21 protein-coding genes and 1 pseudogene are annotated in these 26,620 nt (G+C 50.7%); 8 read left to right on the forward strand and 14 right to left on the reverse strand.

What is annotated here, in order from left to right; genetic code table 11:
* The 7 genes from PsAD46_RS04425 to PsAD46_RS04455 form a co-directional block, all read right to left on the reverse strand.
* Positions 1-277: MerR family DNA-binding protein (locus PsAD46_RS04425; RefSeq protein ID WP_153040682.1), on the reverse strand; the 277-nt coding region annotated here is incomplete at its 3' end.
* Between the two features lie 302 nt (positions 278-579).
* The gene (locus tag PsAD46_RS04430) at positions 580-1,743 is read right to left on the reverse strand and encodes a Gfo/Idh/MocA family oxidoreductase (protein ID WP_063306230.1); all 1,164 of its coding nucleotides are present in this window, start codon (positions 1,741-1,743) and stop codon (positions 580-582) included.
* On the reverse strand, positions 1,744-2,499 hold the full coding sequence (locus PsAD46_RS04435; RefSeq protein WP_063306231.1) for a sugar phosphate isomerase/epimerase: 756 nt from the start codon (positions 2,497-2,499) through the stop codon (positions 1,744-1,746).
* A gap of 19 nt (positions 2,500-2,518) precedes the next feature.
* Complete coding sequence (locus tag PsAD46_RS04440) at positions 2,519-3,604, reverse strand: ABC transporter ATP-binding protein (protein WP_063290911.1); 1,086 nt, start codon at positions 3,602-3,604, stop codon at positions 2,519-2,521.
* Positions 3,605-3,608: 4 nt separating this feature from the next.
* Entirely contained in the window at positions 3,609-4,541 is a 933-nt protein-coding gene (locus tag PsAD46_RS04445; protein WP_063290912.1) for a carbohydrate ABC transporter permease, read from the reverse strand.
* 10 nt (positions 4,542-4,551) lie between these two features.
* On the reverse strand, positions 4,552-5,448 hold the full coding sequence (locus PsAD46_RS04450) for a sugar ABC transporter permease (RefSeq protein ID WP_063290913.1): 897 nt from the start codon (positions 5,446-5,448) through the stop codon (positions 4,552-4,554).
* A 77-nt stretch (positions 5,449-5,525) separates the two neighbouring features.
* The gene (locus PsAD46_RS04455; RefSeq protein ID WP_063306232.1) at positions 5,526-6,767 is read right to left on the reverse strand and encodes an ABC transporter substrate-binding protein; all 1,242 of its coding nucleotides are present in this window, start codon (positions 6,765-6,767) and stop codon (positions 5,526-5,528) included.
* Between the two features lie 189 nt (positions 6,768-6,956).
* On the opposite strand from PsAD46_RS04455, the gene PsAD46_RS04460 reads away from it, so the two are divergent.
* Complete coding sequence (locus tag PsAD46_RS04460; protein WP_063297720.1) at positions 6,957-8,015, forward strand: LacI family DNA-binding transcriptional regulator; 1,059 nt, start codon at positions 6,957-6,959, stop codon at positions 8,013-8,015.
* 67 nt (positions 8,016-8,082) lie between these two features.
* On the forward strand, positions 8,083-9,156 hold the full coding sequence (locus PsAD46_RS04465; protein ID WP_063297719.1) for a sugar phosphate isomerase/epimerase: 1,074 nt from the start codon (positions 8,083-8,085) through the stop codon (positions 9,154-9,156).
* A gap of 87 nt (positions 9,157-9,243) precedes the next feature.
* On the opposite strand, the gene PsAD46_RS04470 is transcribed toward PsAD46_RS04465, so the two are convergent.
* From PsAD46_RS04470 to PsAD46_RS04495, 7 genes and pseudogenes are all read right to left on the reverse strand, one after another.
* Positions 9,244-9,693, reverse strand: a complete 450-nt coding sequence (locus tag PsAD46_RS04470; protein ID WP_153040683.1) for a hypothetical protein — start codon at positions 9,691-9,693, stop codon at positions 9,244-9,246.
* Between the two features lie 417 nt (positions 9,694-10,110).
* Positions 10,111-11,304 (reverse strand): NnrS family protein, encoded by a 1,194-nt coding sequence (locus PsAD46_RS04475; RefSeq protein WP_063306278.1) that lies wholly within the window; start codon positions 11,302-11,304, stop codon positions 10,111-10,113.
* 924 nt (positions 11,305-12,228) lie between these two features.
* On the reverse strand, positions 12,229-13,761 hold the full coding sequence (locus PsAD46_RS04480) for a nitrite reductase (RefSeq protein WP_063290918.1): 1,533 nt from the start codon (positions 13,759-13,761) through the stop codon (positions 12,229-12,231).
* A gap of 115 nt (positions 13,762-13,876) precedes the next feature.
* Positions 13,877-14,296 carry a plastocyanin/azurin family copper-binding protein gene (locus PsAD46_RS04485; protein ID WP_063289351.1) on the reverse strand — a complete coding sequence of 140 codons (420 nt, stop codon included), beginning with the start codon at positions 14,294-14,296 and terminating at the stop codon, positions 13,877-13,879.
* 205 nt (positions 14,297-14,501) lie between these two features.
* Positions 14,502-15,695, reverse strand: coding sequence for an ethylbenzene dehydrogenase-related protein (locus PsAD46_RS28510; protein ID WP_275078109.1), 1,194 nt, complete (start codon positions 15,693-15,695; stop codon positions 14,502-14,504).
* A 36-nt stretch (positions 15,696-15,731) separates the two neighbouring features.
* Positions 15,732-16,226, reverse strand: a pseudogene (locus tag PsAD46_RS28515) (NapC/NirT family cytochrome c); the annotation flags it as partial.
* A 247-nt stretch (positions 16,227-16,473) separates the two neighbouring features.
* Positions 16,474-18,147, reverse strand: a complete 1,674-nt coding sequence (locus PsAD46_RS04495) for a cytochrome D1 domain-containing protein (RefSeq protein WP_208981673.1) — start codon at positions 18,145-18,147, stop codon at positions 16,474-16,476.
* Positions 18,148-18,666: 519 nt separating this feature from the next.
* On the opposite strand from PsAD46_RS04495, the gene PsAD46_RS04500 reads away from it, so the two are divergent.
* The 6 genes from PsAD46_RS04500 (at position 18,667) to PsAD46_RS04525 (ending at position 26,618) form a co-directional block, all read left to right on the forward strand.
* Positions 18,667-20,637, forward strand: a complete 1,971-nt coding sequence (locus tag PsAD46_RS04500; protein WP_084404334.1) for a beta-galactosidase — start codon at positions 18,667-18,669, stop codon at positions 20,635-20,637.
* A gap of 87 nt (positions 20,638-20,724) precedes the next feature.
* Complete coding sequence (ugpC, locus tag PsAD46_RS04505) at positions 20,725-21,879, forward strand: sn-glycerol-3-phosphate ABC transporter ATP-binding protein UgpC (RefSeq protein ID WP_063306234.1); 1,155 nt, start codon at positions 20,725-20,727, stop codon at positions 21,877-21,879.
* A 13-nt stretch (positions 21,880-21,892) separates the two neighbouring features.
* Entirely contained in the window at positions 21,893-23,131 is a 1,239-nt protein-coding gene (locus tag PsAD46_RS04510) for a sugar ABC transporter substrate-binding protein (RefSeq protein ID WP_063290922.1), read from the forward strand.
* 21 nt (positions 23,132-23,152) lie between these two features.
* Positions 23,153-24,097 carry a sugar ABC transporter permease gene (locus tag PsAD46_RS04515; protein WP_063306235.1) on the forward strand — a complete coding sequence of 315 codons (945 nt, stop codon included), beginning with the start codon at positions 23,153-23,155 and terminating at the stop codon, positions 24,095-24,097.
* Positions 24,090-24,902, forward strand: coding sequence for a carbohydrate ABC transporter permease (locus PsAD46_RS04520; protein WP_057464118.1), 813 nt, complete (start codon positions 24,090-24,092; stop codon positions 24,900-24,902). The genes PsAD46_RS04515 and PsAD46_RS04520 overlap by 8 nt, the downstream gene beginning before the upstream one ends.
* Positions 24,903-24,905: 3 nt before the next feature.
* A complete protein-coding gene (locus tag PsAD46_RS04525) occupies positions 24,906-26,618 on the forward strand; it encodes a trehalase family glycosidase (protein WP_063306236.1) in 1,713 nt (570 codons plus the stop codon).
* The last annotated feature ends 2 nt before the right edge of the window (positions 26,619-26,620 follow it).

The following is a 26,620-nucleotide window of genomic DNA, read 5'->3' on the forward strand; positions in this document are numbered from 1 at the left end:
ATTTGGATGCGGCGTCTCCGGCGTTGTAGAGCTCGCATTTGTCCAGAGACAGGCAGCCGCACCCCATACAGCCTTCCAGTTGCGCTCTCAGGTTCTCCATGCGTGCAATGCGCTCATTCAGATGAACTTTGAACTGCTGGCTCAAACGTTGCCACTCTGCTTTGTTTGGCGCACGGCCCGGGGGAAGTGTCCCGAGCTGATCTGAAATCTCTTTGATGGTGAAGCCAAACTCCTGCGCGACTAACGCAAATGATAAGCGGCGGATGTCTGCATGCATAAAGCGGCGCTGACCACCAGAATTGCGGCTGGCAGTGACGGCATTGCGCTCCTATGTGCGTTCGTTTGCGTTATTAGCGTTAGGACAGCGTTGCTATGTCTACACAGTTCGCGAAAGTAGCTCTGGCAATGCGTCAACGATGGACCGTGTTCTGTAGGATAACTCCAGCTAGCATCGGCTCTATACTGATGCCGCGAAAAGAGGATAGGAGTAATCTATCCCCCTACCTCAGATAATGCCGTCGTTACCCGTCTCAATACACGCCGGGGATAAGTGATTTGGGTGGAGTCAGCTTCCTGAAGTTACTCAGCAACTAAATCTTGTGATGAACTCAGCATCATCTGCTCCGCATCTTCTTTCAAAAAAGCATCGGGACTGTTGCAGGAGGTTGCCAACTCTACAAACCGTCGTTCGCGGCCAGAGGTTAGAATTGAGAACATGATGTCGGCGACATGGAGTGCCAGCGCCTGATTGCAGCGATGTGGGCGGTCTTCAAGAATTCCCATCGCCATATCGGAGAGGCCTGCGGCTCGGTAATTTGCCATAGCGCCCATGCTATCGTGTTGCTGATTGGGCTCTCCAAATGGATGCTTCCAGGTTGGGAGGTCTACCGATGTACCATTTTCATCTGTAACGCGTACCTCACCACCAAAGAAGTTTGGATCAGGCCCATACAGCGTGCCAGTTTGGCCATATAGCTCCATGTGGTTATGACTATGATCCTTTACATCCCAGCTCGCACCAAATGTAATTACAGCACCGCTATGGAACTCGAGCAGGGCATGAACAGTGGTCTCAGTTTCAACGGATAGTGTCTCTCCGTAACGTTGTGCAGACGTGATGGTTCGCTTTGAGGACGGAATGGACGCTAAAGAAGAAACGGCTTTTACAGGCCCAAGCAATTGAACGAGGTTCGTGAGGTAATACGGACCCAGATCAAGAATTGGCCCACCACCATCCTTAAAGAAAAATGCGGGATTTGGATGCCAATGCTCCATGCCACGGCTCATGACGTGACACGTCCCGCTCCCAACCTTACCAATTGCCCCACTATCGATCAGGCTGCGACATTGCTGATGAGATCCGCCAAGGAATGTATCTGGCGCGGAGCCAATACGAAGTCCTTTTTGCTCTGCTAACTCAAGCAGGGCCTGTCCTTCCTTCAAAGAAAGAACAAACGGCTTTTCTGAATAAACGTGTTTGCCAGCTTCGAGTATCCGGCGGCTGATTTCGAAGTGGGCTGCTGGAATTGTAAGATTGACGATTATATCGATATCGTCTGCCACCAGCAGTTCGTCAACTGTATAGGCCTGAACTCCGAATTCCGCAGCTCTGGCATGCGCAGCATCCATGTTGATGTCTGCCACGGCCTTCAGGTCCAGCCCTCGAAACTGGGGGCCAAGTGTAAGGTAGGTTTCCGATATATTGCCGCACCCAATAATGCCAATGCCAAGTGTTTCTAGCATTTACGCGCCCTCCAGTGCTTTGAGTGAGTTCAAAGAGCGTTGCGCAAAGCGGGCAAAGTCACTCGGGTTGTCGTGTTCCATGACATAAACACAAGCACGGCTTTTCTCTTGTAAGACTGAGAGGATTTGGCCCCACTGTACAGTGCCGAAACCAACGTCTGCCCAGCCATCTTCATCGGCACATTCGCCAGTGGCAGCAATGTCTTTGACATGAACAGCTGTAATGCGGCTGCCATAGCGCTCAATCCATGAAATCGGATCGTGACCACCTCGGATGATCCACGCAATGTCGGCTTCCCAATCGATCTCTGGCGCTTCAGTGAGGATGATTTCCATAGGTGTACGTCCGTTGTACTCACATTGGAATTCAAAATCATGATTGTGCCACCCAAAGCTCAGGCCTGCAGCCTGCACTTTTGTGCCGACCTGCGCGAGGCGGTGAGCAAATGAGATCCAGTCAGCTTCAGTTTGAGGGCGCTCTGATGGGGCGAGGAAAGGCGCGAAAATGCGCGTTATTCCAAGATATTTTGCCAGTTCAATATAGCGTGCTGTATCTGCTTCCAGTTCATCAATTCCAAAATGGCCGGAGGGCATGGAAAGGCCGTTGGCATCCAGCATCTGTCGCAAAGCATTGGGATCTTCATAAACCCCACCAAAGCCTTCTACTTGGGTGTAGCCCATTTTGGCCAGACCGCTCAAAACCTCAGTCAGTGGCTGAGCATTGCGTGCACTATAAAGCTGAAGGGAAAAATCCATTGTGATCAATTTCCTGCGTTTAGAGACGTAATTCAGATGTCTTGTCAAACAAAGAGGCTTTAACCGGGTCAAAGCCGATAGGCAGGCGGTCACCCACATTGACAGTGGCTTGTCCGTCCATACGGAAATGGAAGGGTTGATTGTCCAGCGAGGTCCACACCAGCGTATCTGATCCCATTGGCTCCACAACTTCGACTGATATGTCGGAGTTAAATGGTTGCTCCTGAGCTGCATTCCCCACGTGAACATGCTCTGGACGGATGCCAAGATAAATTGGTCTGTTGTCTTCTGCTCTGGTTTTGAAGTTGTAGCGGCCTAGCGCAATATCCAGGTTATTTGATGTGAAACTAGGCTGTTCATCAATGCCATATGCACCATCAAGGAAGTTCATGGCCGGGGAGCCGATAAAGCTCGCCACGTACTTGTTGACCGGTTGATTGTAGATGGTAAACGGGTCTGCGAGCTGTTGAATGACACCGTCGCGCATAATCGCAATGCGGTCTGCTAGTGTCATCGCTTCCACCTGATCATGCGTTACATAAATCATGGTGTTGCGTAGTTTTTGATGCAAACGCTTCAGCTCCACACGCAACTCCGCACGCAGCTTCGCGTCCAGATTGGAAAGAGGCTCGTCAAACAAAAAGACATCCACATCACGAACAAGAGCGCGCCCAATGGCAACACGTTGGCGTTGACCGCCGGAAAGTTGCCCCGGCTTGCGGTTTAGCAAGGGCTCGATCTGGAGCATTTGGGCTGCGCGGTTTACCCGGTGCTCGATATCCTCACGAGGCACCTTGGCATTCTTCAAGCCAAACGTCAGGTTCCCGCGCACCGTCATTTGCGGGTAGAGCGCATAGGATTGAAACACCATGCCGATGCCTCTGTCTTTCGGCTCAGCCCATGTAACGTTTGTGCCGTTTATGATGATTTGGCCTTCGGAGAGATCCAGCAATCCTGCAATGCAATTCAGCAGGGTAGATTTCCCACATCCTGATGCACCCAGCAGAACAAGGAACTCTCCTTCAGCGACATCCAAGTTGAGTTGATCGAGAACGGTAGCTTCACCAAATTTTAGCGACAGATCGCGAATGCTGATTGAGTTCACTGTATTATCCTTTCACAGCGCCGGCGGCGACCCCGCGCACAAAAAAGCGCCCAGAGAAGAAATAAACAGCCAATGGCACTGCGCCTGTCAGCAGGGTTGCAGCCATGTTGACGTTGTACTCCTTCACACCTTGTGTGGTGTTGACGATGTTGTTGAGCTGAACAGTCATGGGGAAGTTTTTAACACCGGCGAAAATGACACCAAACAGGAAATCATTCCAAATTCCAGTGACTTGCAAAATCACGGCAACGACGAATATCGGCGCAGACATTGGTACCAGTACCTTTAGGAAAATACCCCAAAACCCGGCACCATCCACACGTGCAGCTTTGAACAACTCCTCAGGCAAAGCAGCGAAATAGTTGCGGAACAAGAGTGTCAAAATCGGCATTCCAAAGATGGTGTGAATGAAGATCACCCCTTGAAGAGACCCGAATATGCCCAGCTCACGGGTAACAATCACAAGCGGATACAGCATCACCTGGTAAGGAATGAAACTGCCGAAGATGAGAATGGTGAAGAACACCTCAGAGCCCTTAAACTTCCAATTGGAAAGGGCATAGCCATTCACAGAGGCAATCGTGATGGACATAACAACACTTGGAATAGTGATCTTCACGGAATTCCAAAACCCAACCTTCAGCCCTTCGCAATAAAGGCCCGTGCAGGCGGTATCCCAGGCTTTTGCCCAGGGAGCAAAAGTGATTTCTACTGGTGGAGCAAAGATGTTGCCAAGGCGGATCTCTGGGAGCCCCTTTAGGCTGGTCATCATCATCACATAAAGTGGCAGCAAGTAGTAAACAGCAGCCACCAACAGAACGGAGTAGAGCATTATCCGTGTGGGGTTGAAGCGGCGAAGTGGTTTCGCACCGGATGGCTCGATTGCAAAGCTCTTGCTAGGCTTTGTCTGAGTAATTTCATAGGGTTCAACAGTCATATCAGCCCCTCTACCTCTGCGCTTTCTTCTTGCCGTATTCGAGATAAACCCACGGAATCAAGATGATGAGGACGGTTGTGAGCATGACCGTAGAGGCGGCGAGTGCCTGCCCAACATTGGCTCTGGCGAACATGAAGTCATAAACGTACTTGGCGGGGACTTCTGATGCGATGCCAGGACCACCCTGTGTCATCGCCACGACGAGATCGTAAAGCTTAACGATGCCGGCTGCGACAATCACAAGAGTGGTGACCATGACGCCGCGCATCATGGGAACAATCACAAAGAGATACGTCTTCCAAACCGGTATTCCATCAACTCTTGCTGCGTTCCAGATCTCCCGGTCAACGCCGCGAATACCGGCCAGCATTAACACCATGACAAAGCCGGTTCCTTGCCAGATACCCGCAATGAGCAAGGCGTAAAGCACTGTGCCCCGGTTGGCGATCAGGTCAAAAGTGAAGTTTTCAAACCCCCATGATCGTACAGTTTCCTGGATGCCCAGACTTGGGTTCAAAATCCATTGCCAGACAATGCCGGTTACGATGAACGAGAGCGCAAATGGGTAAAGGTAAATGGTTCGAAACGTATCTTCAAAGCGGATCTTCTGATCAATGAGGGCTGCGAGTATGAACCCGATCACAAACGAGATCAGGAGTGAGAGAACCCCGTAAATCACGATGTTTTCCATCGAGATTAGCCAACGAGATGTGCGAAACAATCTCTCGTATTGTGCAAAGCCAACAAACTCATTGAGTGGCAGTGCCCGGGACTTAGAAAAAGAATAGATAACTGTCCAGATAGAGCAGCCAAGAAAGACCAGCAGCGTCGTGGCGATCATTGGCAATGCCGCAATCTTGGCATTAAGGTTTCGAAACAAGGGGTTTGGCCGCTTGGCGATGGACATTAACACATCTCCGATGCAAGCCAGACGGGCCAATCATGAAGATCGACCCTCCGACTGTTTTTAAAGGAGAGGCGCCATTAATCGGCGTACTCGATGATTTCGACATAACGAGATTGCGCTTCATCGACGCTCATTTCTGGTGAGCTGAAAAACTCCACCCACAAATCTTCAATCTGTCCTTGAGTGTCAGATGAGAAGGCTTGCTCAGATCCGGGTAGAATGTTTTCCGGGTTTGCCAAAATAGCGATACCCTTCTTCATGCAAGCATTTGCATCATCAAGATTGATGTCCCCACGGATGGGAAGAGACCCTTTTCGCAGGTTGAAGCCCACTTGCACTTGTTTTGAAACCAGCAAAGATGCCATTTCCAACTGAGCTGCAACGATCTCAGGCTTGTCGCCGTTCGGTTTAGGGAAGAAGAATGAGTCCCCACCGGTGTCAAGAACAGGGTTTGCGCCCAGACCCGGCAAACAATCATACTCATTGCCAGCAGTTTGTCCGGCTAACGAGAACTCTCCCTGAGCCCAGTCACCCATAATTTGAGCGCCGGCTTTACCAGTGATGACCATGTTTGTTGCATCGTTCCATGCTCGCCCGACATAACCGCTGTCGACCAATCCACGTGCAGCAGCAACAGCTTCAAACACTTTTCGCATTGCAGGGCCTCCAGCTGCCTCAACGCTCTTTTCCTCTTTAATCTGGCGGTAGAGGTCAACACCACCCAGCGCAACCTGAAAGACATTTGCCATACCGCTGAGCTGCCAGGCTTCACCACCAACTGCCAGAGGTGTAACCCCAGCTTCTTTCAGTTTGGAAGCAGAGCCAATAAACTCTTCCCAATTGGCAGGAACTGTCAGGCCATTGCTTTCGTATACGCCGCGGTTCAACCACATCCACTGGAATGAGTGAATGTTGACGGGAACGCAGTATACGCGGCCTTCATATGTGCAGCTCTCAAGCAGCTTTGCAGGGCGAATGAAGTCTGCCCAACCTTCTTTTTCGGCAATCTCAGTAAGATCGGTCATCAGACCTGCTTTGATCAGGTCTTCGGCATCACGCCCCGTGTTGAGCTGGGTTGCTCCCATTGGGTCACCGCCAGAGATGCGGCTGATGATGATTGGCCGTGCGTTGCTGCCCCCTGCGATCGCGCTGTCCACCCAATTGTGCCCGGCACCGTTGACTGCATCAGCAAACACTTTCACAGCAGCAGCTTCCCCACCGGATGTCCACCAATGCGTCACTTCCAGATCAGCAGCATAAACAGAAGAAACGCCTGCCAGCATTGTTGCTGCAGTTAAAAAAACTTTGATCTTGAGCATTGAATTACCCTCCCAATAATTCGAATGATGATCAGGCCTCCCAACCCGACCAATACGTCAATCACAGTAGCTTTATGATAGTTTTATTTTGACTGCAATCGATTACATATATATCGTAGTCAGTGAAAATGCGCTGAGTCAACAGTAATTATTGGACAGTAACTGTCCATAAATAGTATCGGTCAACGTATGAATTCAAAAGTTGTTACAATACAGGATGTTGCTATTGTCGCCGGTGTTTCTACAGCTACGGTAAGTAGAGCTCTTAGCAAGCCTGAGAAGGTGAATAAAGCAACTCGAGAAAAGGTGATGGCTGCTGTTCGTGTCACCGGTTATCGCATCAATCAAACTGCTCGAAATTTGAGGAAAAAGGAGGCAGGAGCGGTTGTTGCTCTTGTGCCTAATCTGGGAAATCCGTTTTTTTCTTCAATACTTTCCGGCATTGAAAGTGTGCTCGCCAAAGAGGGGTTGAGCCTGCTGGTGGTGGATATACTTCAAACCAGTTTTGAGCGTGAACAGGCCTATGACTACCTCTCGATGAATCAGGCAGATGGTTTGCTGGTGCTGGATGGGACATTGGATCTCACGAACCTAAATGACGGTTCCGTATCCTCAGAATTGCCACCTGTCGTGTACTGCTGTGAGTGGGGCACAGACCCACGTTTCGGATCGGTGCGGGTTGATAACCACCAAGGCTCTCAGTTGGCAGTGAGCCACTTACACACGCTTGGTCACAAAGCTATCGGCTTGGTGAGGGGCCCAGCTGAAAACAGGCTTACAGCCGCTCGTCAGGAAGGGTTTGAGGCAGCTATTTTAAAACATTCTCTGCCACTCCGCACAGAGTGGTTGATTGACGGCGGTTTCTCGCTGGAGGCAGGCGTACAGGCAGCACACCAATGGTGCGCACTGGAAGAGCGCCCAACCGCAATTTTCTGCATGAGTGATGAAGTTGCCTTTGGGTTTATTTCAGAGCTTGACCGGCTCGGATTTTCCGTCCCCAAAGATGTCTCCGTCGTCGGCTTTGATGACATCGCAATTGCCGAACGTTTTATCCCCTCACTGACAACGATCCGCCAGCCCAGATTTCGCATTGGGCAGGAAGCAGCAGGTAAGCTGCTACGCCGCATTGCCGGAGAAGTTGAAAACCGTGCGGAGAGCGAAGCAACTGCACACCGAACGGTTCTGCCAGTGGAGTTGATTGAAAGGCAAAGTACAGCGCCTGTTAGCGAAAAACAGCGTGCCTTGTAACAGCCAAACGCCACAAGACACTCATATTTAATCCAAACAAGCTATTGGAATATTGGGAGATTATGTGATGAAAACGCTCAAAGGTCCCGCGCTTTTTCTAGCGCAGTTTGTCGGAGATGTAGCCCCGTTCAACACGCTCGGATCAATAGCCAAATGGGCCGCAGATCTGGGCTACAAAGGTCTGCAGATTCCCAGTTGGGGTGAGCGTTTGATCGATCTGGAAAAAGCAGCCACAAGCAAAACCTACTGCGATGAGTTGAAGGGAATGCTAGCGGATCATGGCGTCGTAATCACTGAACTTTCTACTCATCTGCAAGGCCAGTTGATCGCTGTTCACCCCGCTTACGATGCGATGTTTGACGGGTTCGCGCCGCCTCAGGTGCATGGCAACCCTAAGGCGCGGCAGCAATGGGCAGTCTCACAATTACTTTTGGCAGCCAAAGCCTCGCAAAATCTGAGCCTTACCTCTCATGCCACGTTTTCGGGAGCCTTAGCATGGCCCTATGTCTACCCGTGGCCACAGCGCCCGGCTGGTCTCATTGAGGCTTCATTCGAAGAGCTTGGTAAGCGCTGGATGCCGATCCTCAATGCCTTTGATCAGGCAAATGTTGATGTGTGCTACGAGATCCATCCGGGGGAAGATTTGCACGATGGCGTCACTTTTGAGATGTTTCTGGCCGAGGTGAAAGATCACTCCCGCGCGAATATCTTGTATGATCCAAGCCATTTCGTACTGCAGCAACTGGACTATCTCGGCTTTATTGATGTGTACGCTGACCGAATAAAAATGTTCCATGTCAAGGATGCAGAGTTTAACGCGTCGCCCAAACAAGGCGTTTATTCAGGCTATCAAAAATGGGAGAACCGCGCAGGTCGTTTCCGCTCTTTGGGAGATGGTCAGGTGGACTTCAAATCAATCTTCTCCAAACTTTCTGCTCTCAATTTTGATGGGTGGGCCGTGCTGGAATGGGAATGTGCCCTCAAACACCCGGAGGACGGGGCAAGAGAAGGGGCGCAATTCATTAAGGACCACATTATCCGCGTCACCGAGCGCGCCTTTGATGACTTTGCTGATGCAGGAACGGATGAGGCAGCCAACCGTCGCATTCTTGGTATTTCAGAGCTAAAAAGCGTCCAATAAGCTGAAAACCAAATAGGTTGCCGGGATACGCAAAATCAGGGTGCATGCCCGGAAGGACACATTGCGTGGGTGAGGGGCTTAACTCGTTTAAAGTTCAGGTGCGATTATATGAACTTCGGAGCCATTGGGAGTTGAAGGTTCCGTCAAGGATATGTTGTTTGCACGACTGATGTGAAAAAAGGCAGCCGAGATATCCTGAGTGATCTCGTCATGGAGTACAAATGAAATTCTGCCCGCGTTGAGCAATGCTTTGTTTTCCTGATTAAGGTCATGTGCAATGTAGCTGTCCGGATACATTTTGTACTGCTCAAGCATTTGAATTATTGCCCTGTTTCCTCCGCCCATGGAGTACACAGCACATATGTGCTGCTCTTTCTCAAGAATAGAGGCCAGGTCTTTTTCAATTTTATGATCAACTCCAGAACCTCCTGTGGTTTCAACAAATTTCAGGTCAGGACGATTACGTGTGAGCCATGATCGAAAACTGATCGCGCGTGTTTCTTCACCTTTAAAATGCTCGTGGCTGCGGCTCATCAATATGGTTCCGTCAGTCGAATGCAGTGTCTTAGAGATCAGATAGGTAGCTAAGAAAGTCATGCTGGATTTTAATGTGGCATAGCAAACTAGGTAACGTATCTGCAAAGCTATTCTAATTTTGGGTTCGTTTTCGAGAAGTTGAACAAGTTGAGACGTAAATGCTCCAAGCAGATTTGGGTACCTTTGAGCAGGAGTGCATCAAGTGCGAGTTGCTGACTAACTCCGGTGGTATGAGCTGGCTTGATGCAAGACGTGTCATCTACGAGATATTTTGTGCTTTAAAGGTGAGGTGATCATGGCACAATTAAACCTTCCTAGCATGATGATCTATAACTGTTTCCGCTGCCAATCAAAAATTGGTATCTGGTTTAAATCGTATAACCTTCAGCAACAGAGACGACAACTCGTTACTCCCCCTCACTTCTTCCCCCACGCCAGCAGGGGGCCGAAGGTCGCCACGTAGACCGCGAATGCCAGGATCCATGCCAGAGCTGACATATCGTAGAGCCTTGCCGCGAGATCTGGGAAGAGGCCTGCGGAGAAGCGGAGGAGGACTGATGTGGCCATTGCGCAGTAAAGGAAGGTGGCACTGCGGCTTGCTTTGAGCTCCTGACCAGTATGGCCGAGGGTTGCGCGGGTCATGACGGCCAGGGTCATCATACCCAGGACGCCAGCCATAAGCAGGTGTTGGGCTCCGGTGATGTCCAGCAGGTCTGGCTGGAGAATGGCAAAGCCAAGTGCAAGCAGACCCAGAGGCATAAACAGATAGCTTGCGTGCAGCACCAGAACCAGAGGTTCCTTGAAGGTATACTGCCCTTTCCAGCGAACCAGACGCGCAAAGTGCAGCGCTCCGGCAATCAAAAGTATCACGCCCGCCAGCCAATGATCTTGCAGCGCAGTCCAGACAAGCAGTGCGATCAGGAGGGTAAGCAGTGAGATCTTGTCGAACACCTGCATCGGGCTCGCTGGCAGGCTCTTACGGCCTTGCTTCACCAGCCAGTTACGGGTGAAGGAGGGAATGATCCGCCCGCCGATCAGGCCAACCATCAGAACCATGGTGGAGATACCCAGACGCATACCATAGCCCTGCGCTGCGTACCCATCGCTCCAGGCTTCCCAATGGAACAACAGGTTGGATGCAATGAGCACGCCCAGCAAACCCAGCACGATCAGATTACGCCAGTTTTTGCCTGCCATAATTTCACGCAGGCACGCAATGGCCAGCACCAATGGCATTGCAACATCAAGCGCGGCAACGATGCCTGCTGGAAGGTAAGCGCCGAACAGGATCGCGGCACGGCCAATCACCCAAAGACTGAACAGGACAATGAGTGGCCTGCCCACAATAGGCATACGCCCGGTCCAGTTGGGAATCGCGGTCAGCAAAAACCCTGCAACAACGGCGCTCAGATAGCCGAAAAGGAACTCATGGGCGTGCCATGAGACCGGATCAAACGCAGTCGGCAGCTCGATGTGCCCGGAAACGAGTGGTATCCAGAGCAGCATAAGCACGATTGCCCAGACTGCGCTGGCGAGGAAGAACGGCCTGAACCCATAACTGAATAGTACAGGGCCTTGCCAGGATCTGACTTGTTCCATAGTGGTCGACATGAGGCGCTCTTTTGGCTTTATTGATGCGCGCGTGCACATTCAGTGATCGATGCGTTAGAGCGCGTTCCGTTTGATTGCATTCAATCAAACAACAAGAATTCGCTCCACCAAAGATGCTAGAGCGCGATGCATAAATGAAAATGAACGCAACGTGCTCTAGCTTTTACAGTCAGCTTCATCAATCTAACTCACCATGTCCTTGACTATTATTAAGTGCACTCTGCATTTAAAGAATGTTCCCGAAAAGTGGTTCCGGTTTTTGGATAAGAATACGCGTAAAATTAAAGAGTTAGAGCTTGGTGCGTGAATGCATATGAACGAAACATGCTCTAATGAGAGGAGAGTGTCTCGATACGTCAGCTCGTCCAGGATATCTCTTAGCTGGCTTAGGACAATACAAGCACTGAACCACCACATGGCCTCCCATGCAGTGTTGAACCAGAATTCCCGGAAGCCGGGATGAGCAAGGCGGCAGGCAATACCTGCGCTACTTGTTAGTAATGAGTCTTCAGCATTGGCTACACGCCTTGCCCGGGCTTTCTTGTAATGAACTACGTCGCCTCTTTTGCCTATAAGGCACGATAGTCAGTTTCCTGAAAAGAAGGTGGCTTATCCAGACACGTTTCCATGCCCAAACAGTTCCTCCGTCTTTGACAAACACATCTGCAAAAGCAGGTCTTTCTGCCGGTACATTTGCACCTGTCACCGCGTGATACCCTATAGTCCTGGGCCCTTCCCCTCAAACCATGCGGTCACGTTTGAAGTTCGGTTCACCGGACCACTGAAAGGTGCGTTACGTCTTCCAATAGCCCCGCCCAACCTACGACAAACTGACGGTCGCTCCGCCAGCAGCCCGTTACGTAGGCATAGGTTCACAGTATGGGAGGAAAACACGAGGGGGATAAGTTTACCCTTAAAACCAGTCTAGTTTTCAGGTGTTCCAACACCTGCAATCCTGTTGCCTATGTTGTACTTGCCGCGAGGCTTTCTCATGGGCAGGCGCCGCACTTCTTCCAGCGTTTGCGCATCATAAACAATGACAGCCCCATCCTCTTCCCAGACAGAAACCAGGGCGTATTTGCCATCATCTGTGAACTCCACATGGGCCGCACGGGAGCCTTTTTGAGGGCGCAGGGTCTTTACAATCTCAAGGCTCTGCTTGTCTATCACCTGGATCGCGTCTTTGTCTGGACCAAAGAAAACATCTACCCAGACATAGGGTGAGTTCTCGTGCGTCCGGGTGAAGAAGCCGGAGCCGAGCATCTCAATCTGTTTGATGGTCTCCCATGACTTCATGTCTACAATGGAAACCAGCGGTTCTCTCAGATGCGGGGTGGCCATGACGGTCCGCTCACCCATCTTCCAGGTAGAACCTGAGCCCAGGTGTGGCAGACCTTCCAAGTCCAGATCAGCAATCTTGTGCCCGATGACCAAATCAACCACCTGTCCACCAATGCCACTGGGGGAAGCACCCATCACGTATTCATCGCTTGGGTCGAGATAGAAATCTTCAACCAAACTTTTGACAGTGATCTTGCGCAAAGGGAACGGGTCTTTGTTAGGCGCAGGCCCCTCAACACGCCAGTCATGGGCAAATCCGTAATGTGGTGGATTAGGGCCATAAAACACTTCCCAAATGGAAGGCGCATCCTTCAGCGCCAACACAAAGCTCTTGCGTTTGGCGGCGAGGTAAACAGCGGAGACACGGCTTGGTGTGCCGTCCTTGCCTTGAACATACTCTAGTTTCTGCGGGCTCAAATCATCAGCGGAGAGAATGACAAAGGTGTTGGGCAGATAGTTCGCTACGGCAATCCACTTGCCATCGTGGCTCAAAGCAATATTACGGCTGTTCAGCCCGGCACGAATACGGCTCACCTCCTGTAACCCGTAAAGGTCATACTTCAGGATCCAGCCATCGCGGGACATGATGTAGACGTAGCGCCCATCAGGGGAGAACTTGGGCTGCCCGCGCGTCCCAAACGGAATCTTGAAACGCGTCAGAACCTCGAAGCTGTCGCCATCCACCACGCTGACAGAATGGTCCAGCGTCTCCACGACCAATGTCAGGTTCATCGGATCGGCAGACCAGACAGGCTTCACAGTCGCTTTGTAATCATCGTTGGCAATCAGGCTCGCGGAAATCTGCTCCATCATCCATGTCGGTGCAGGCTTCAATGGCGTCTTGAGAGAAGCGCTGAGTGCGTCAATCTCCTGGTCACTCAGCACATCCTGAAAGGACGGCATCTCAGTTGCGTTTCGCCCGCGTTTGATTGTGTCTTGCAACGCCGTGCCGCGCATACCTCCCAAAGTTTCAGGAAGCAGAGCCGGACCGATCAGGCCCAAACGGTTCTCACCGTGGCACTCTACACAATGCTTTTGGTAAAGGGCGGCAGGGTCGGCAAGGCAAGCAGATGCTGAAAGAACAGCCGAACCAAGAGCAACAAGGAGCCTGATCATTGAATAAACTCGAATTAGGGGAAAGTACCTCTGAAGCGCAGTCGCAGTGCAGGTTCAAAGCCACGCAAAACAAAGGCAAAACAGTTCATGTGTTTCACCTTAAATGCGAACTGCTTTAAGGTGTGACGGTCACCATACCGATCATCTTCTGCGTTTCCCAATGCGGACCACACAGATATTGCTGCGATCCCGCGCTCAGGAAGGTGAACTCGAAGACCTCTTCAGGAAACAAGCGATCGGATTCTTTCTCACCCGCCTCATTCAAATGAACGGTGTGGCTTGTCCGCTTGTCAACATTCACCCAGCGTACGGTGGTGCCAACAGGGACAGAAAGCTTTTCTGGGCAGAACCGATACTTGTACATCTTCACGATCGTAACGCCATCTGCCTCAGCTGCCGGATGTCCAAACATATCGACATAACGAGCTTCTGCTTTTGCGCAAAGTGCAGCAGCTTTGTCATCCGCCGCAACGGCAGGTGTCACCATCAAAAGACCCAGAAGAAGTGCGGAACAGTGAAGAAATCTTGAGTACATGAAGCGCCCCCTTGCAAATGCATATCCAAAAATCACGTACTATTATTGATAAGGATACGCTCGGAAAAACTTAGAGCAAGTTCTGCATATCTCTGAAAAGTGGAAACCGGTTTTCGGATAAAGATACGCAAAAGCAAAAGAATAAAGGAGGATCCAGCCTCCAGAAAAAAAGGTGGCCAATTGCTCGGCCACCCTTTGTGTTTTCTTAGCGTCCTACCACATTGATTTGGGCAGTTTCGTCATCCAGTGCCAGACTGGTGTTCAACGTCACGTGGTGGAAACGTGCAGCTGAGAAGTCATCATGGATAGCAAAGCCAACTGTGTAGGTCTTGCCAGCTTCAAGCGGCACATCACCTGGCTTGTCGCTTGCCAGCGGACGGGAGAACACCACAGTCCACATACCAGCAGAAAGCTTGGCAGAAGCAGTGATATCACCGTCGTTTTGGACGCGACGCTCAAGCAGGTAGCCATTGGTTGCGGAACCGTCAGCATAGACGCGCATCAGATCCATGAAGGTACCATCAGCCAGCAGCTGGTCGATCTCTTCAGCTGATTTCAGCTTGTTCCAACCACCCTGTGCTTTACCGCGGCGACCTTTGATCTCGACCTTTGTCCGGGTCTCACTCAGGTACTTCTGGATGGACTTCTTGGCTTGCAGCATCTCAGCAACATCACCGGAAGCAGCGATTGCTTCTGGACCCGGATCAAACGGCATGTAGGTGTTGTCTGCATGGCATGTTGCCCAGCAACCAACCTGTTCACCCATCTTGATACCGGTGCCGGTGATCATCATGGCAACCTTGATCTGGTTTTCAGGATCCATCTTTCCACCGTCAACAAATGGTGCAGGTGCATGAGGAGTATCTGGCCATTGCAGGCGGAAGTAGACATTCTCATCATCATGAGCAGCCTGCATCGTTGCGTTGATCACACCACGCTTCCCAGGAATTGGGGTCGGCTCGGTGTTGTCAGTGCCTTTGACGATCTTGTTGCCAATGTTGTTCAGCTCTTTCGCATGACAGGTTGTGCACTGGTCGCCACCCTTTGTCAGCGGACGAGCACCACCGTGCTGCTTGCCGTTCTGCACAAACTCGAAGGAAGCCTGACCAGGGTAGAACAGTGTCATGTCTACGCTGTCCACACCGCTCCAGTCGATGTTGGCACCAACAGTGTCGCCTGCATCAGCAGCAGGTGCTTCACCGGCAGCTTTTGCACGTTCTTCAGCAACGGCTGCGTCAACAGCAGCTGCAATCTGAGCCTGTGTAGCTTCCTGCTGTGCTTTCTTCGCAGTGCTTGCAGCCTCAGCTTCAGCAGCTTCTTTGGCTTCAATGCGAGCAAGGCTCTCCAGATACTCTTTCGGAATCTCGCGAACGTAATTCTGGTCAGGAGCTTCAATCATCTCCAGATATTCATCAGATGCGCGGTCACGAACGTTCTTATGCGCAATACCTTTATGGCAATCGATACAGGTCTGCCCTGTTTTCATTGCATTCAGGTGCTGCTGACGTGCGCGTGGCTTCTGGAACTCCGGCATCATGGATTCAAAATCATGACAGTTACGGCATTCACGAGAGTCAGAAGATTTCATCCGCGCCCATTCGTTTTTGGCGAGGTGCAGACGTTTCTTGTCAAATTTCTCTGGTGTGTTGATCGTGCCGACCAGCTTGCCCCAAACTTCTTTGGATGCCTTGATCTTACGGATGATCTTATGTGTCCAGTCTTTAGGAACGTGGCAGTCTGAGCAAACTGCACCAACGCCTGACCGGTTTACGTCGTGGATTGTACCCTGATATTCCTGATAGACAAAGTCATTCATCTCGTGGCACGAGACGCAGAATTCTTTTGTGTTTGTGGCTTCCATGACGGTGTTGAAACCGCCCCAGAAGATAATGCCGACGACAAAAGCCCCCAAGAGGCCAGCAACCGGCATTCCCCATAGGAAATACCGGCGCCAGATCGGCTTTTTCTTTTCCGTACCGTTGGACTGGGTCATTTCCAGGCTCCGTTTTGGATTTTCTGTCGACCCATCCTTGTCGGGTCGTGTGCGGTCGGCTTTCAAGATACGGGGAGCAAATCCGTCATCTCCGACTGGTGTCCAGCCGTTGCAGTCTCGATACCGCTGATAAAAAAGAAGGGCGGGCGTGGTGCCCGCCCCTCAAAAGGATCGTTAGATCACATTAGGTAACGTGGTTCGAACGGATGTGAACGTTGAACTTGCCGGTTGGAGCGTAAAGGCCCTTAATCCGGGTTTTCTCTTCAAGGGTTTCTGCGTCGTAAACAACGATTTCACCGTTTGGAGCAAGAGAGTCGCCCATGTTCCAGTTGGATACCCAAACTTCAGAACCATCTGCGTTGAACTCGAAGTGAACAGCGGCATTGCCCTCTGTTTCGGTGATGGTGATTGTTTTCACAATCTCACCGGTTTCTTTCGAGATCACCTGAACAGCCTGCTGAATTTCAGGATCTGGGTGTTTGGTCTGGTCAGCCCATACGTACTTGGAGTCTGGATGTGTACGGATGAACAGGCCTGGGCCGTCAGTTTCAACTTCGTAACACTTCTTCCAAGCTTCATCAGGACGTCCTGCTGGGTCGTTCGCCCAAACAGAAACAGTACCAACGCCGAGGTGGGTTGTACCCGCAACCGGACCACACTTAGGATCGTTCCAGTTAGCGCCTGGACCTGGGTGTGGAAGAGCAGCAACGTCGATCATAGCTTCGAGCTTGCGCTCTTTGGTGTCGACAACAACCATTTTGTTCGATGCGTTAGCAGCGATCTGGAAGTAACGGCCTGTTGGATCGAAGAAGCCGTCATGCAGGAACTTAGCGGAGTCGATTTTGTCGATACGAAGGTTGTCGATATCGGAGTAATCAACCTGCCACATCTGGCCAAGTTCTTTAACAGCAACCAGCCATGTAGGCTCATTTGGAGTTGTGTAGATAGCAGCAACACGGCTTTCTTCTACATAATCTCCGTCCACGTTCACGCCGCGGGTTGAAACAACCTTAAGCGGTTCCATGGTCACTGCGTCAGAAATCACGAAGTGTGGAGGCCAGTAAGCACCACCAATGATGTATTTACCATCGCCGGATACGGCAACGTCGCGTGCATCATAAGCAACGGTAACTTCAGAAACGAGCATCTTGTCTGGTGTCTGCCAGAGGTCGATTTTCGTCATCTTGCCGTCACGGCCCATGGTGTACCAGAAACGACCTGGATTCTCAGGCTCTGCCAGTTTGTGGTGCTCGGATGCTTTGATCACGTGCACTGCATAACCGGTAGGAATATGAACCAGAACTTCTTTGGTGTCGCCGTCGATGACTGCAACTTTACCTGCATCACGCTCGATAACAACGAAGAAGTTTTCCCAGTTGCGGCCATGCATAGGCTTGGTTGGGTAATCTTTTTCTTCGACGTAAACCTTGCGGGTTTCCTTCATCTGAGCAAGTGACATCTCAGGTGGCTTTGGCGGATCCAACATAATGTAGGTCGCCATGTCCTTGATTTCTTGCTCGCTCAGGATTTCCGAGAAGTTGTTCATGCCGCCTTCTGTGCCCCAGGCGATGATCTTCTCAAGGCGTTCCTGACCTAGCTGAAGGGTACCACCTTCAGTGACGGTGCCGTCTTTGCCTTTTTTCTTCCAATGCGGCTCAAGGTTTTTACCTGTCGCGCCCTTGCGCAAAACGCCGTGACAGCCTGCGCACTGCTCAAAATAAAGCTGCTTAGAACGTTCAAAGGCTTCTTCGCTCAGTGTTGGACCTTCAGCAAATGCAGGTGCAGCTGCACTACCTAGCAACATCGCGAAGCCGGCCGCTAAAGCGTACCCTGACCCACGTCTCTTATTTTGTAACATTCTCAATCTCCAATGCTGGTGAGACCAAGTCACAGTGAATTGAACGGCCGCTGTCCTCCTTGACTAATGTTAAGCAAGAAAACTTAGAACCCCGCCCTGAAACATCACGCCCCAAAAAACCGCCGAAAACTCCCCATTTAGGCAAACTTGCGACAGAACGTCTCAACCGGGCTTTTCATTCAGTGGACAATAATCATGCGATGAAGAGGCGTTGAGACAGCCTTGAGCTGGAAATCGGCATTAAAATAGATAACGTATTGAAGTAATTGACTTTAATTTCATGAGCAGCTGTCGTGTGTGGCAGTCAAGGAGAATGACGAACGATCGTTCAACTGATTCTTGCTTTTGAGACTCCAGTTTTGCGTACTTCCAAAAACAGCCCCACAGACTCGCACATAGTTTTCAACTTCGGTTAAATTAAACGTTTATATTTTGTAGTGCGCTCTGATATATCTCTGGCGTGGGTGATTCTTTGAGCGTCACTTTTTGAGAGATAGTCGTTGTATTGAGGCGTTTTGAATGTTGGAGTTGGGGACCTGTTATTATCCTGAGCAATGGCCAGAAGCTATTTGGGCTGATGATGCGTATCAGATGGTTGAGCTTGGGTTGAAATGGGTACGTATTGCTGAGTTTTCGTGGGCTTTGGTTGAACCGGAGGAGGGGAAGTTCGATTGGGCTTGGTTGGACAGAGCTGTCAACGTGCTCGGTCAAGCAGGGCTGGATGTTGTTATGTGTACACCAACCGCAGCGCCTCCCAAATGGCTCATCGATAAGCATCCAGAAATTCTTCCCGTCGATGAAAACGGAGTAACACGAAAATTTGGAGCGAGGCGCCACTACTGCTTTTCAAGCCCAATTTATCTTGAGTATGCGACAAAAATTGCGGAAGCATTTGCTCAAAGATATGGTCAGAATCCGTATGTCAAAGCCTGGCAGATTGACAACGAGTACGGGGATCACGACACGATTCATAGTTATTCGCCTGCAGCAAAGCGGGCCTTTGGCGAGTGGTTAGAACACCGTTATAGCTCAATCGAGCAGCTAAACGAGGCATGGGGAACATGCTTCTGGGGTATGAAATACTCCGCATTCTCTCAGATTGAGCTGCCGAACAATCTGGTAGAGGAGCCAAGCCCAACTCATTTGTTGGATTACTATCGCTTTTCCTCTGATCTGGTCGTTAAGTTCAATCGGGCTCAAGTAGATACCCTTCGAAAATTTGTTGGAAGCTCGCCAATCACGCATAATTTTATGGGCCACAATGCGGACTATGATCATTATGCCGTTGGTGCGGATGTCGACTTTGCCTCTTGGGACAGCTACCCCATGGGTGCACTTGTCTACTCGCCGAAGGAAGATGCTGAGAAAGCAAAGCTTCTGCGGGTTGGTTTGCCAGATCAACCTGCGTTTAATCATGATCTGTATCGCCATGTTGGCAAAGGTAAAGCCTGGGTGATGGAGCAGCAACCCGGACCTGTGAACTGGGCGAAGCATAACCAATCTCCTCAGGATGGCATGATCCGCCTTTGGACGTGGCTGGCTTATGCGCACGGCATTGATGTTGTCTGTTACTTTCGTTGGCGCCAATCAAAATTCGCGCAAGAGCAATTTCATACAGGTCTTCTCTTGCCGAACAATGAGCCCGATCAGGCTTTTAGTGAAGTGGCTCAAGTTGCGAACGAGTGCAAACTGCTGCCCGAAGCCGGTGAAAAGCCAAAAGCACAGGTTGCGCTTGTCCTTGATTATCCATCTCGATGGGCAGCTCGTACCTTGCCTCAGGGAGCTGATTACTCCAGCGCGAAAATTGCGATGGATTGGTACGCAACACTCTCCAGGATGGGCGCGGATGTCGATATCATTGGCCCGCACTCCGATCTCAGTGATTACAAGCTGATCATCCTCCCGGATATGATCATAGATAATCCGAAATTTACTTCGCGATTAAATGAGGCAGCCGCCAAGGTCTTTCTGGGGCCGCGCTCTGGCAGTAAAACTGAACACATGCATGTTTCGGAGCCTTTGCCACCAGGCAGCTTCAAAGAGCTCATCCACCTTGATGTTGTGCGGGTGGAGTCTTTGCCTCGTTACAATCAAGATCAGTTTGTTTTCGAGGGGGAGCATGGAAATGTCACCAACTGGCGGGAGAGCATTAAGGCCTCTGAGGAGGTCTTGGGGCACTTCAGCTCCGATTACCGCGATGGGTATCCGGCATTGGTTGGTAATCAGAAATGCATCTATGCAGCGGCACACGTTGACGATGCTTTACAGGAAAGAATAGCAGCTTATCTTGTGAAATGGGCGGACGTTGAGTTGCATGCAGGCCTACAAGAAGGTCTCCGTATTACGTGTCGCGGACAGCTTAAGTTTGCGTTCAACTTCACCAATGAAACCAAGTATCTGAATCTGCCGGAAGCGGCGGTGATCTATGTAGGGGCAGAGCACATATCGGCCTTTGGAGTTGTAATCTGGTCAGACAGTCCGATTGAGTGAGTAAGGTGATCAAAACATAAGTAGCTTTACATATAAAATTAAACGTTTATATTTTGAGTGGCCTTGATCAGCTTCGGGGGGAGATCCATGGCAGGCGTAGATATCAAGCAGCTTTACAAAAGCTTCGGCAAGACAGAAGTGCTCACCGGGATCGATCTGAGTATCCGGGATGGAGAGTTCGTCAGCTTCCTTGGTCCGTCTGGATGCGGAAAGACGACGCTCCTGCGTTCCATTGCAGGGCTTGAAGAGGTGTCTGGTGGCTCAGTCAGGTTGGGAGAGCGCAACATAACGCAGTTGCCACCCGCTAAACGCGATATTGCGATGGTGTTTCAGAACTACGCGCTCTATCCGCACATGAACGTCTACAAGAACCTGTCTTTCGGTCTTTCCTTAAATGGTGTCCCTAAAGTGGAGATTGAAGAACGAGTACAGACTGCCGCACGAATTCTGCAAATTTCCGACCTTTTGAAACGCCGCCCAAGACAGCTTTCGGGTGGTCAGCGTCAGCGCGTGGCTATCGGGCGTGCCATTGTCCGTGATCCTAAGTTATTCCTGTTGGATGAGCCTCTGTCTAATCTGGATGCAGGTCTTAGAGTGAGCATGCGGGTGGAACTGGCCAGTCTTCACCGCCGGTTGGGTGTGACCATGATTTATGTCACGCATGATCAGGTAGAAGCAATGACGCTTTCTAGTCGTGTCGTTGTCCTGAACAAAGGTGTGGTGGCACAGTTCGGTACACCGCTTGAGTTGTTTTATGCTCCGCAAAACCTGTTTGTTGCCGGTTTCATCGGTTCACCCAAGATGAACATGATGAAAGTAAATGCCAATGCTATCAATGAGATGAGTATCGCACTCACATCAGAAAGCATCTCTGGCTCTATTTCGTTTCAGTTAAGTGCTCCCGTGCAACAAGTCCCCGACCAGCCTCACACTTTTGGTATTCGTCCAGAAAATGTGGGGCTGGTTGAGGAAGCCGAGTCTCATATGAGCGGCAACGTGGAACTGGTCGAACGATTGGGAACAGAAAGCCAGGTTCATGTTCGTTTGGACTCTGGTCAGGGATTCACGGTCGTCACCAGAGGAACGCATCCGGTCAATATGGGCGACAGGGTCCATCTCAATTTTCCAGCAGAGCACTGCCATCTTTTTAGTCCTGAGGGGGAGGCCTATCCACGCAAGTTGGATGGGGAGACGCGTTCATTGATTGAACGTCAGGAGACTGCAGCACTTTGCATTGCATAGAAGGAGGAGAGGAATGAAAAAGCGTCTGAAACAATTAGCGATGGTGACAGCAGTTACCTCAATGGCTTTGGGAGGAGCCAGTGCTGCATTTGCAGAAGAGGTGCTCCGCTTTGCAACATGGAACAGCAGCGAGAACCTCGCTATTTTACAGGAAATCTCAAAGCGTTTTGAAGCCGCAAATCCCGGCGTAAAAGTGCAGGTAGAATCCTACGGTGATGGTTATGACAAGAAGCTCATTGCAGCATTCGGGGCCGGAAACCCACCTGATGTCATGTACATGTGGAACTACCCTAAGTACTACAAGTCTCTGATGCCTCTTGACGAGTTGATGGCGCGTGATGCTGAGAGCATGGATCTTGAGGATATTCCGGCGGGCCTAATCAACACCACGCGGATAGAAGGCAAGGCCTACGGCATTCCTGCGGGCTTCACCACTCATGTCGTCTTCTACAACAAAGATATGTTTGAAGCTGCTGGTGTTGCCGAGCCAAAAACAGGATGGACTTGGTCAGATCTGCGTGAAAAAGCCGCGCAATTCCGCGACAAGGGCAGTAAGACCTATGGTTTTGCTGTGGAAGCCAAGCCAGATCCATATGACTATGAGCAGTTCTTCTGGTCCAACGGTACGCGCTTTATTGCGGAAGATGGTAGTTCAGTTGATGGATACATGAACAGTCCGGAAGCTGTCGAAGTGCTGACCATGTTTGCTGAAATGGCGAAAAACGAAGAGGCAACGGTTCTCGGCATTGGTGATAGCACTTCTGGCTCTGCACTCTTTAAAGGTAGCAAACTAGCCATGTTCCAGAGTGCTATGTGGTCCAAGGGGGGCATTGACAAAGCAGGTATAAACTATGGCGTTGCCATGTTACCTGCGTTTGGTGACAAGCCTGTTCATTCATCAATCGGCGCCTCTGCTATGTCCGTCGCGAAGGCGACGAAAAATCCTGAGCTGGCTTGGGAATTTGTTAAATTCTACGCCTCCCCAGAGGCCGTCAAGTTGCGTGAAAACGACTTACCAATCCGCACAAGTGTCGCTGAAGAGATGAATCTTACAGCTGACCCGATCTACAAGCCATTTTTTGAAATGCTGGCCCTTTCTGATCGGGAATCCAACGCGTTTCTCAAGCACAAAAACTGGAGCAAGATCCAGACTAATCTTGAACGTGCGATTGAGGCGACCATGATCGAAAAAGGTAACGCTAAGAAACACTTGGACAGTGCTGTCGCGCGCTCTAAGCGTCACCTGAAATAAGAATTGTTGGGGGAGGGAGAGATGTCTACATTGGTCGTGCAGGATGAAGCATCTGAGGAGCGGCATCGCTTCATCGAAAAGCTAACACCATATCTATTCATCTCTCCCTGGATCTTGGGCTTCCTGTTCTTCACATTGGGGCCGCTCATCTTCTCGTTCATCATGAGCTTTTATGACTGGCCTGTGGTGGGAGAGCGTACATTTGTTGGGCTACAGAATTACGAGGTGATGCTGACAGAAGATCCGCTGTTCTGGGACAGTCTCTGGATTACCGTCAAGTTCGGTCTGTTCTTCGTGCCATTTAATGTGATCCTTGGATTATTGCTGGCTGTACTGCTCAATCAGAAAGTCTTTGGCACAGGCGTCTTTAGAACAATCTTTTATCTGCCCTCGGTAATCTCCGGCGTTGCACTGGTAACCATCTGGGCGTGGATCTACAGCCACGAATACGGCATCCTGAACTTTCTGCTTGGATTGGCAGGTATCGAAGGGCCGAATTGGTTGGGGGATCCAAACTGGTCGCTGCTGGCTATCGTGATTGCATCTCTTTGGGGCCTGGGCGGCACCATGCTCATATTACTGACTGGCCTGCAATCCATCCCGAAAGAACTTTACGAGGCGGCCAAAATGTCTGGTGTGCCAGCTTGGGCACGACTTATTTACATCACCATCCCAATGCTCTCACCCATGCTGCTCTTCACTGTGATCACGTCGATCATCTCAGCCTTTCAGCAACTCACAATCGCGCTGTTACTGACCGGTGGAGGACCACTGGAGAGCACCTATTTCTTCGCCATGTACATTTACGACAATGCTTTCAAGTATTTCGAGATGGGTTTTGCTGCTGCGAACTCATGGGTCATGTTCCTGATCATTCTCGTCCTGTCCATGTTGGTCCTGAAATCATCTTCCGCATGGGTTTACTACGAAGGGGAGATGAAGAACTCGGAGGCAGCTGATGACTAGAGCTCTCACATATGGCGCCCTGCTGTTTCTCTCAGCAATGTTCATCATACCGTTCTATTGGACATTCATCACGGCAGTAAAAAGCATTGGCGAGCTCTATCAGTTCCCGCCAGTCTTCTGGCCCGATGAGGTTATGTGGGATAATTTTGTCACCGCTTGGTTCAAGCAACCATTCGATGTCTATCTCAAAAATTCTGTGATTGTGGTGATCCTTTCCACCATCGGGCAATTGTTTTCCTGCTCTCTGGTAGCTTTCGGTTTTGCCCGCTTCAAGTTCAGAGGCCGTGACGCTATTTTCGTCCTGTTGCTCTCCACCATGATGATCCCGTGGGATGTGAAAATGATCCCGCTCTACATGGAGTTCAACATGCTCGGCTGGATCAACACGCTCAAACCACTGATCGTTCCGGCCTACTTCGCAGATGCGTTCTTCGTGTTCCTGCTGCGCCAGTACATCATGACTGTACCCATCGAGATTGACGAAGCCGCCCGCATGGATGGTGCCAACTCCTGGCAAATCTACTGGCGTATTCATCTGCCGTTGATGATGCCCGCTCTGGTGCTGGTTGGCACGTTCCACTTCATGAACGCGTGGAACGACTATCTCGGTCCGCTGATTTATCTGAACGACCAATCCAAATATACACTCACGCTGGGCCTTTCCATGTTCAAAGGTCTGCATGAAACGGACATCACGTCCATCGCGGCCATTACTGTGGTTCTTTGCATCCCGCCGCTGATCCTGTTCTTTTTTGCGCAGCGCTACATCATGGACGGCTCAATCGGCTCCTCGGTGAAAGGATAAGGCATGACGCTATTTGACTTCGACCAGGTGCCATTCTCCCGCCACCAGCGTTTTACAACGCTCTCCATGATGCGCGGCCGGGATGATGAACAGCACTGCTATCTACGCTATATTGCTGGTGGAGATGAACGACCAAGCCTGGGCCGCTTGTGCAAGCTGGAGTTTCTGAGCAAGGATGGCACAGTACTCACCCCTCAGTTCACGCTGTCTCCACATCGTCTGGATGTTGATCTGTTCTCAAATGAGAGAAAGCAGGGATATGTCAGCTTCTGCATTGGTGAGGGAGAACTGCTACATATCAAAGGGCAGGGCGTCTTACTGAAGTTCGCCTTGGAAGGCTCCCGTTATGATTACGCTTTCCAACACCCCAACGGAGACCAATGCATCGTTGCAGCAGGTGAAAACCTGCGCCTGACACCGTTCACAACAGTTGGCAATGCTGTTGTTGAAGGCAACTGGCGCCGCGATCATGCAGACAACGTTTCCCTGATCTTTTCTGGAGAGCAGTTTGAAGGTGGTATAATCCTTCACCGCCGCCTCTGTCCTGAAGTCGAGAAACAGTCCTTCGAAGAAGCTCAGGCAATATCTCGGCAAGCCTTTTTCAACTGGCATGGCAAGCAAGACCAAAGTGAAGCGGAGCAACTCGCCACCTACCTCCTTTGGGCAAATACTGTTCCTGCAGAAGGAGTGCTAACGCATCCGTCTACCTACATGTCCAAGAACCACATGATCAATATCTGGAGCTGGGACAACGCCTTTTCTGCAATCGGGCTTGCTGGTATCGATCCTGATCTGGCATTTAGTCAGTTCGCTGCAATTTTTGACTGGCAAGATGACAGCGGACTGCTGCCAGATTTTGTGCACGATGCTGGCACTTCCTTTGCATTCACAAAACCACCCGTCCACGGTTGGGCACTCCTGCACATCTTTGAAGCCTATCGTGATTGCTTTAACTCAGAGCAGCTCGTGTATCTCAGAGACAAGATGGAACGCCAGCTCAGCTATTGGCTCACGCATACACGCGCAAATGAACAGGAGCTTCCCAGCTACTTTCACGGCAACGACAGTGGCTGGGACAACGCCAGTTTCTTCGATCACGGCGGTCCGGTCGTTGGACCAGACCTGCCAACATTCCTATGCCTGACAGCCACCTGCATTGCGCGGCTCTACCGCACATCTGAAGACCCGAATACCGCGAGTAAGTATGATCATGTCAGTAAGCAACTGAAAGACCTGATGATAAACCAGTTATGGAACGGCAAGACCTTTGAGTTCCGCAAACCTGCTCAGCCAGACTTGGTCTTGCCAGACACTAGCCTGGCGCAGTTTATGCCTCTTCTGCTTGGCAGTGACCTGCCAAGAGAGATTGCAGGCAAACTCATAGAAAGGTTCAATACTCAGGGCTTTCTCACAGAATGGGGACCTGCTACTGAAAACCCGCAAAGCACGTATTATGAAGCCGATGGGTATTGGCGTGGGCCAATATGGGCTCCAACGACACTACTGATCTTTGACGGTTTATGTCGGCAAGGCGAAATCCGGCTGGCTCACGAGTTGGCAAAGCGGTTCATGAAAACCTGCGAGGCCTCAGGAATGGCGGAAAACTTTGATGCCTTGACTGGAACCGGTCTTCGCGACAAAGCTTTCGCTTGGACATCTGCCGTTTATCTTCGTTTTCAGAATGTGCTTTCCAAAGCGCAACTGACCCCAGCTTGAGT

Origin of the sequence: Pseudovibrio sp. Ad46, assembly GCF_001623065.1 — a bacterium.
Lineage (GTDB): Bacteria > Pseudomonadota > Alphaproteobacteria > Rhizobiales > Stappiaceae > Pseudovibrio.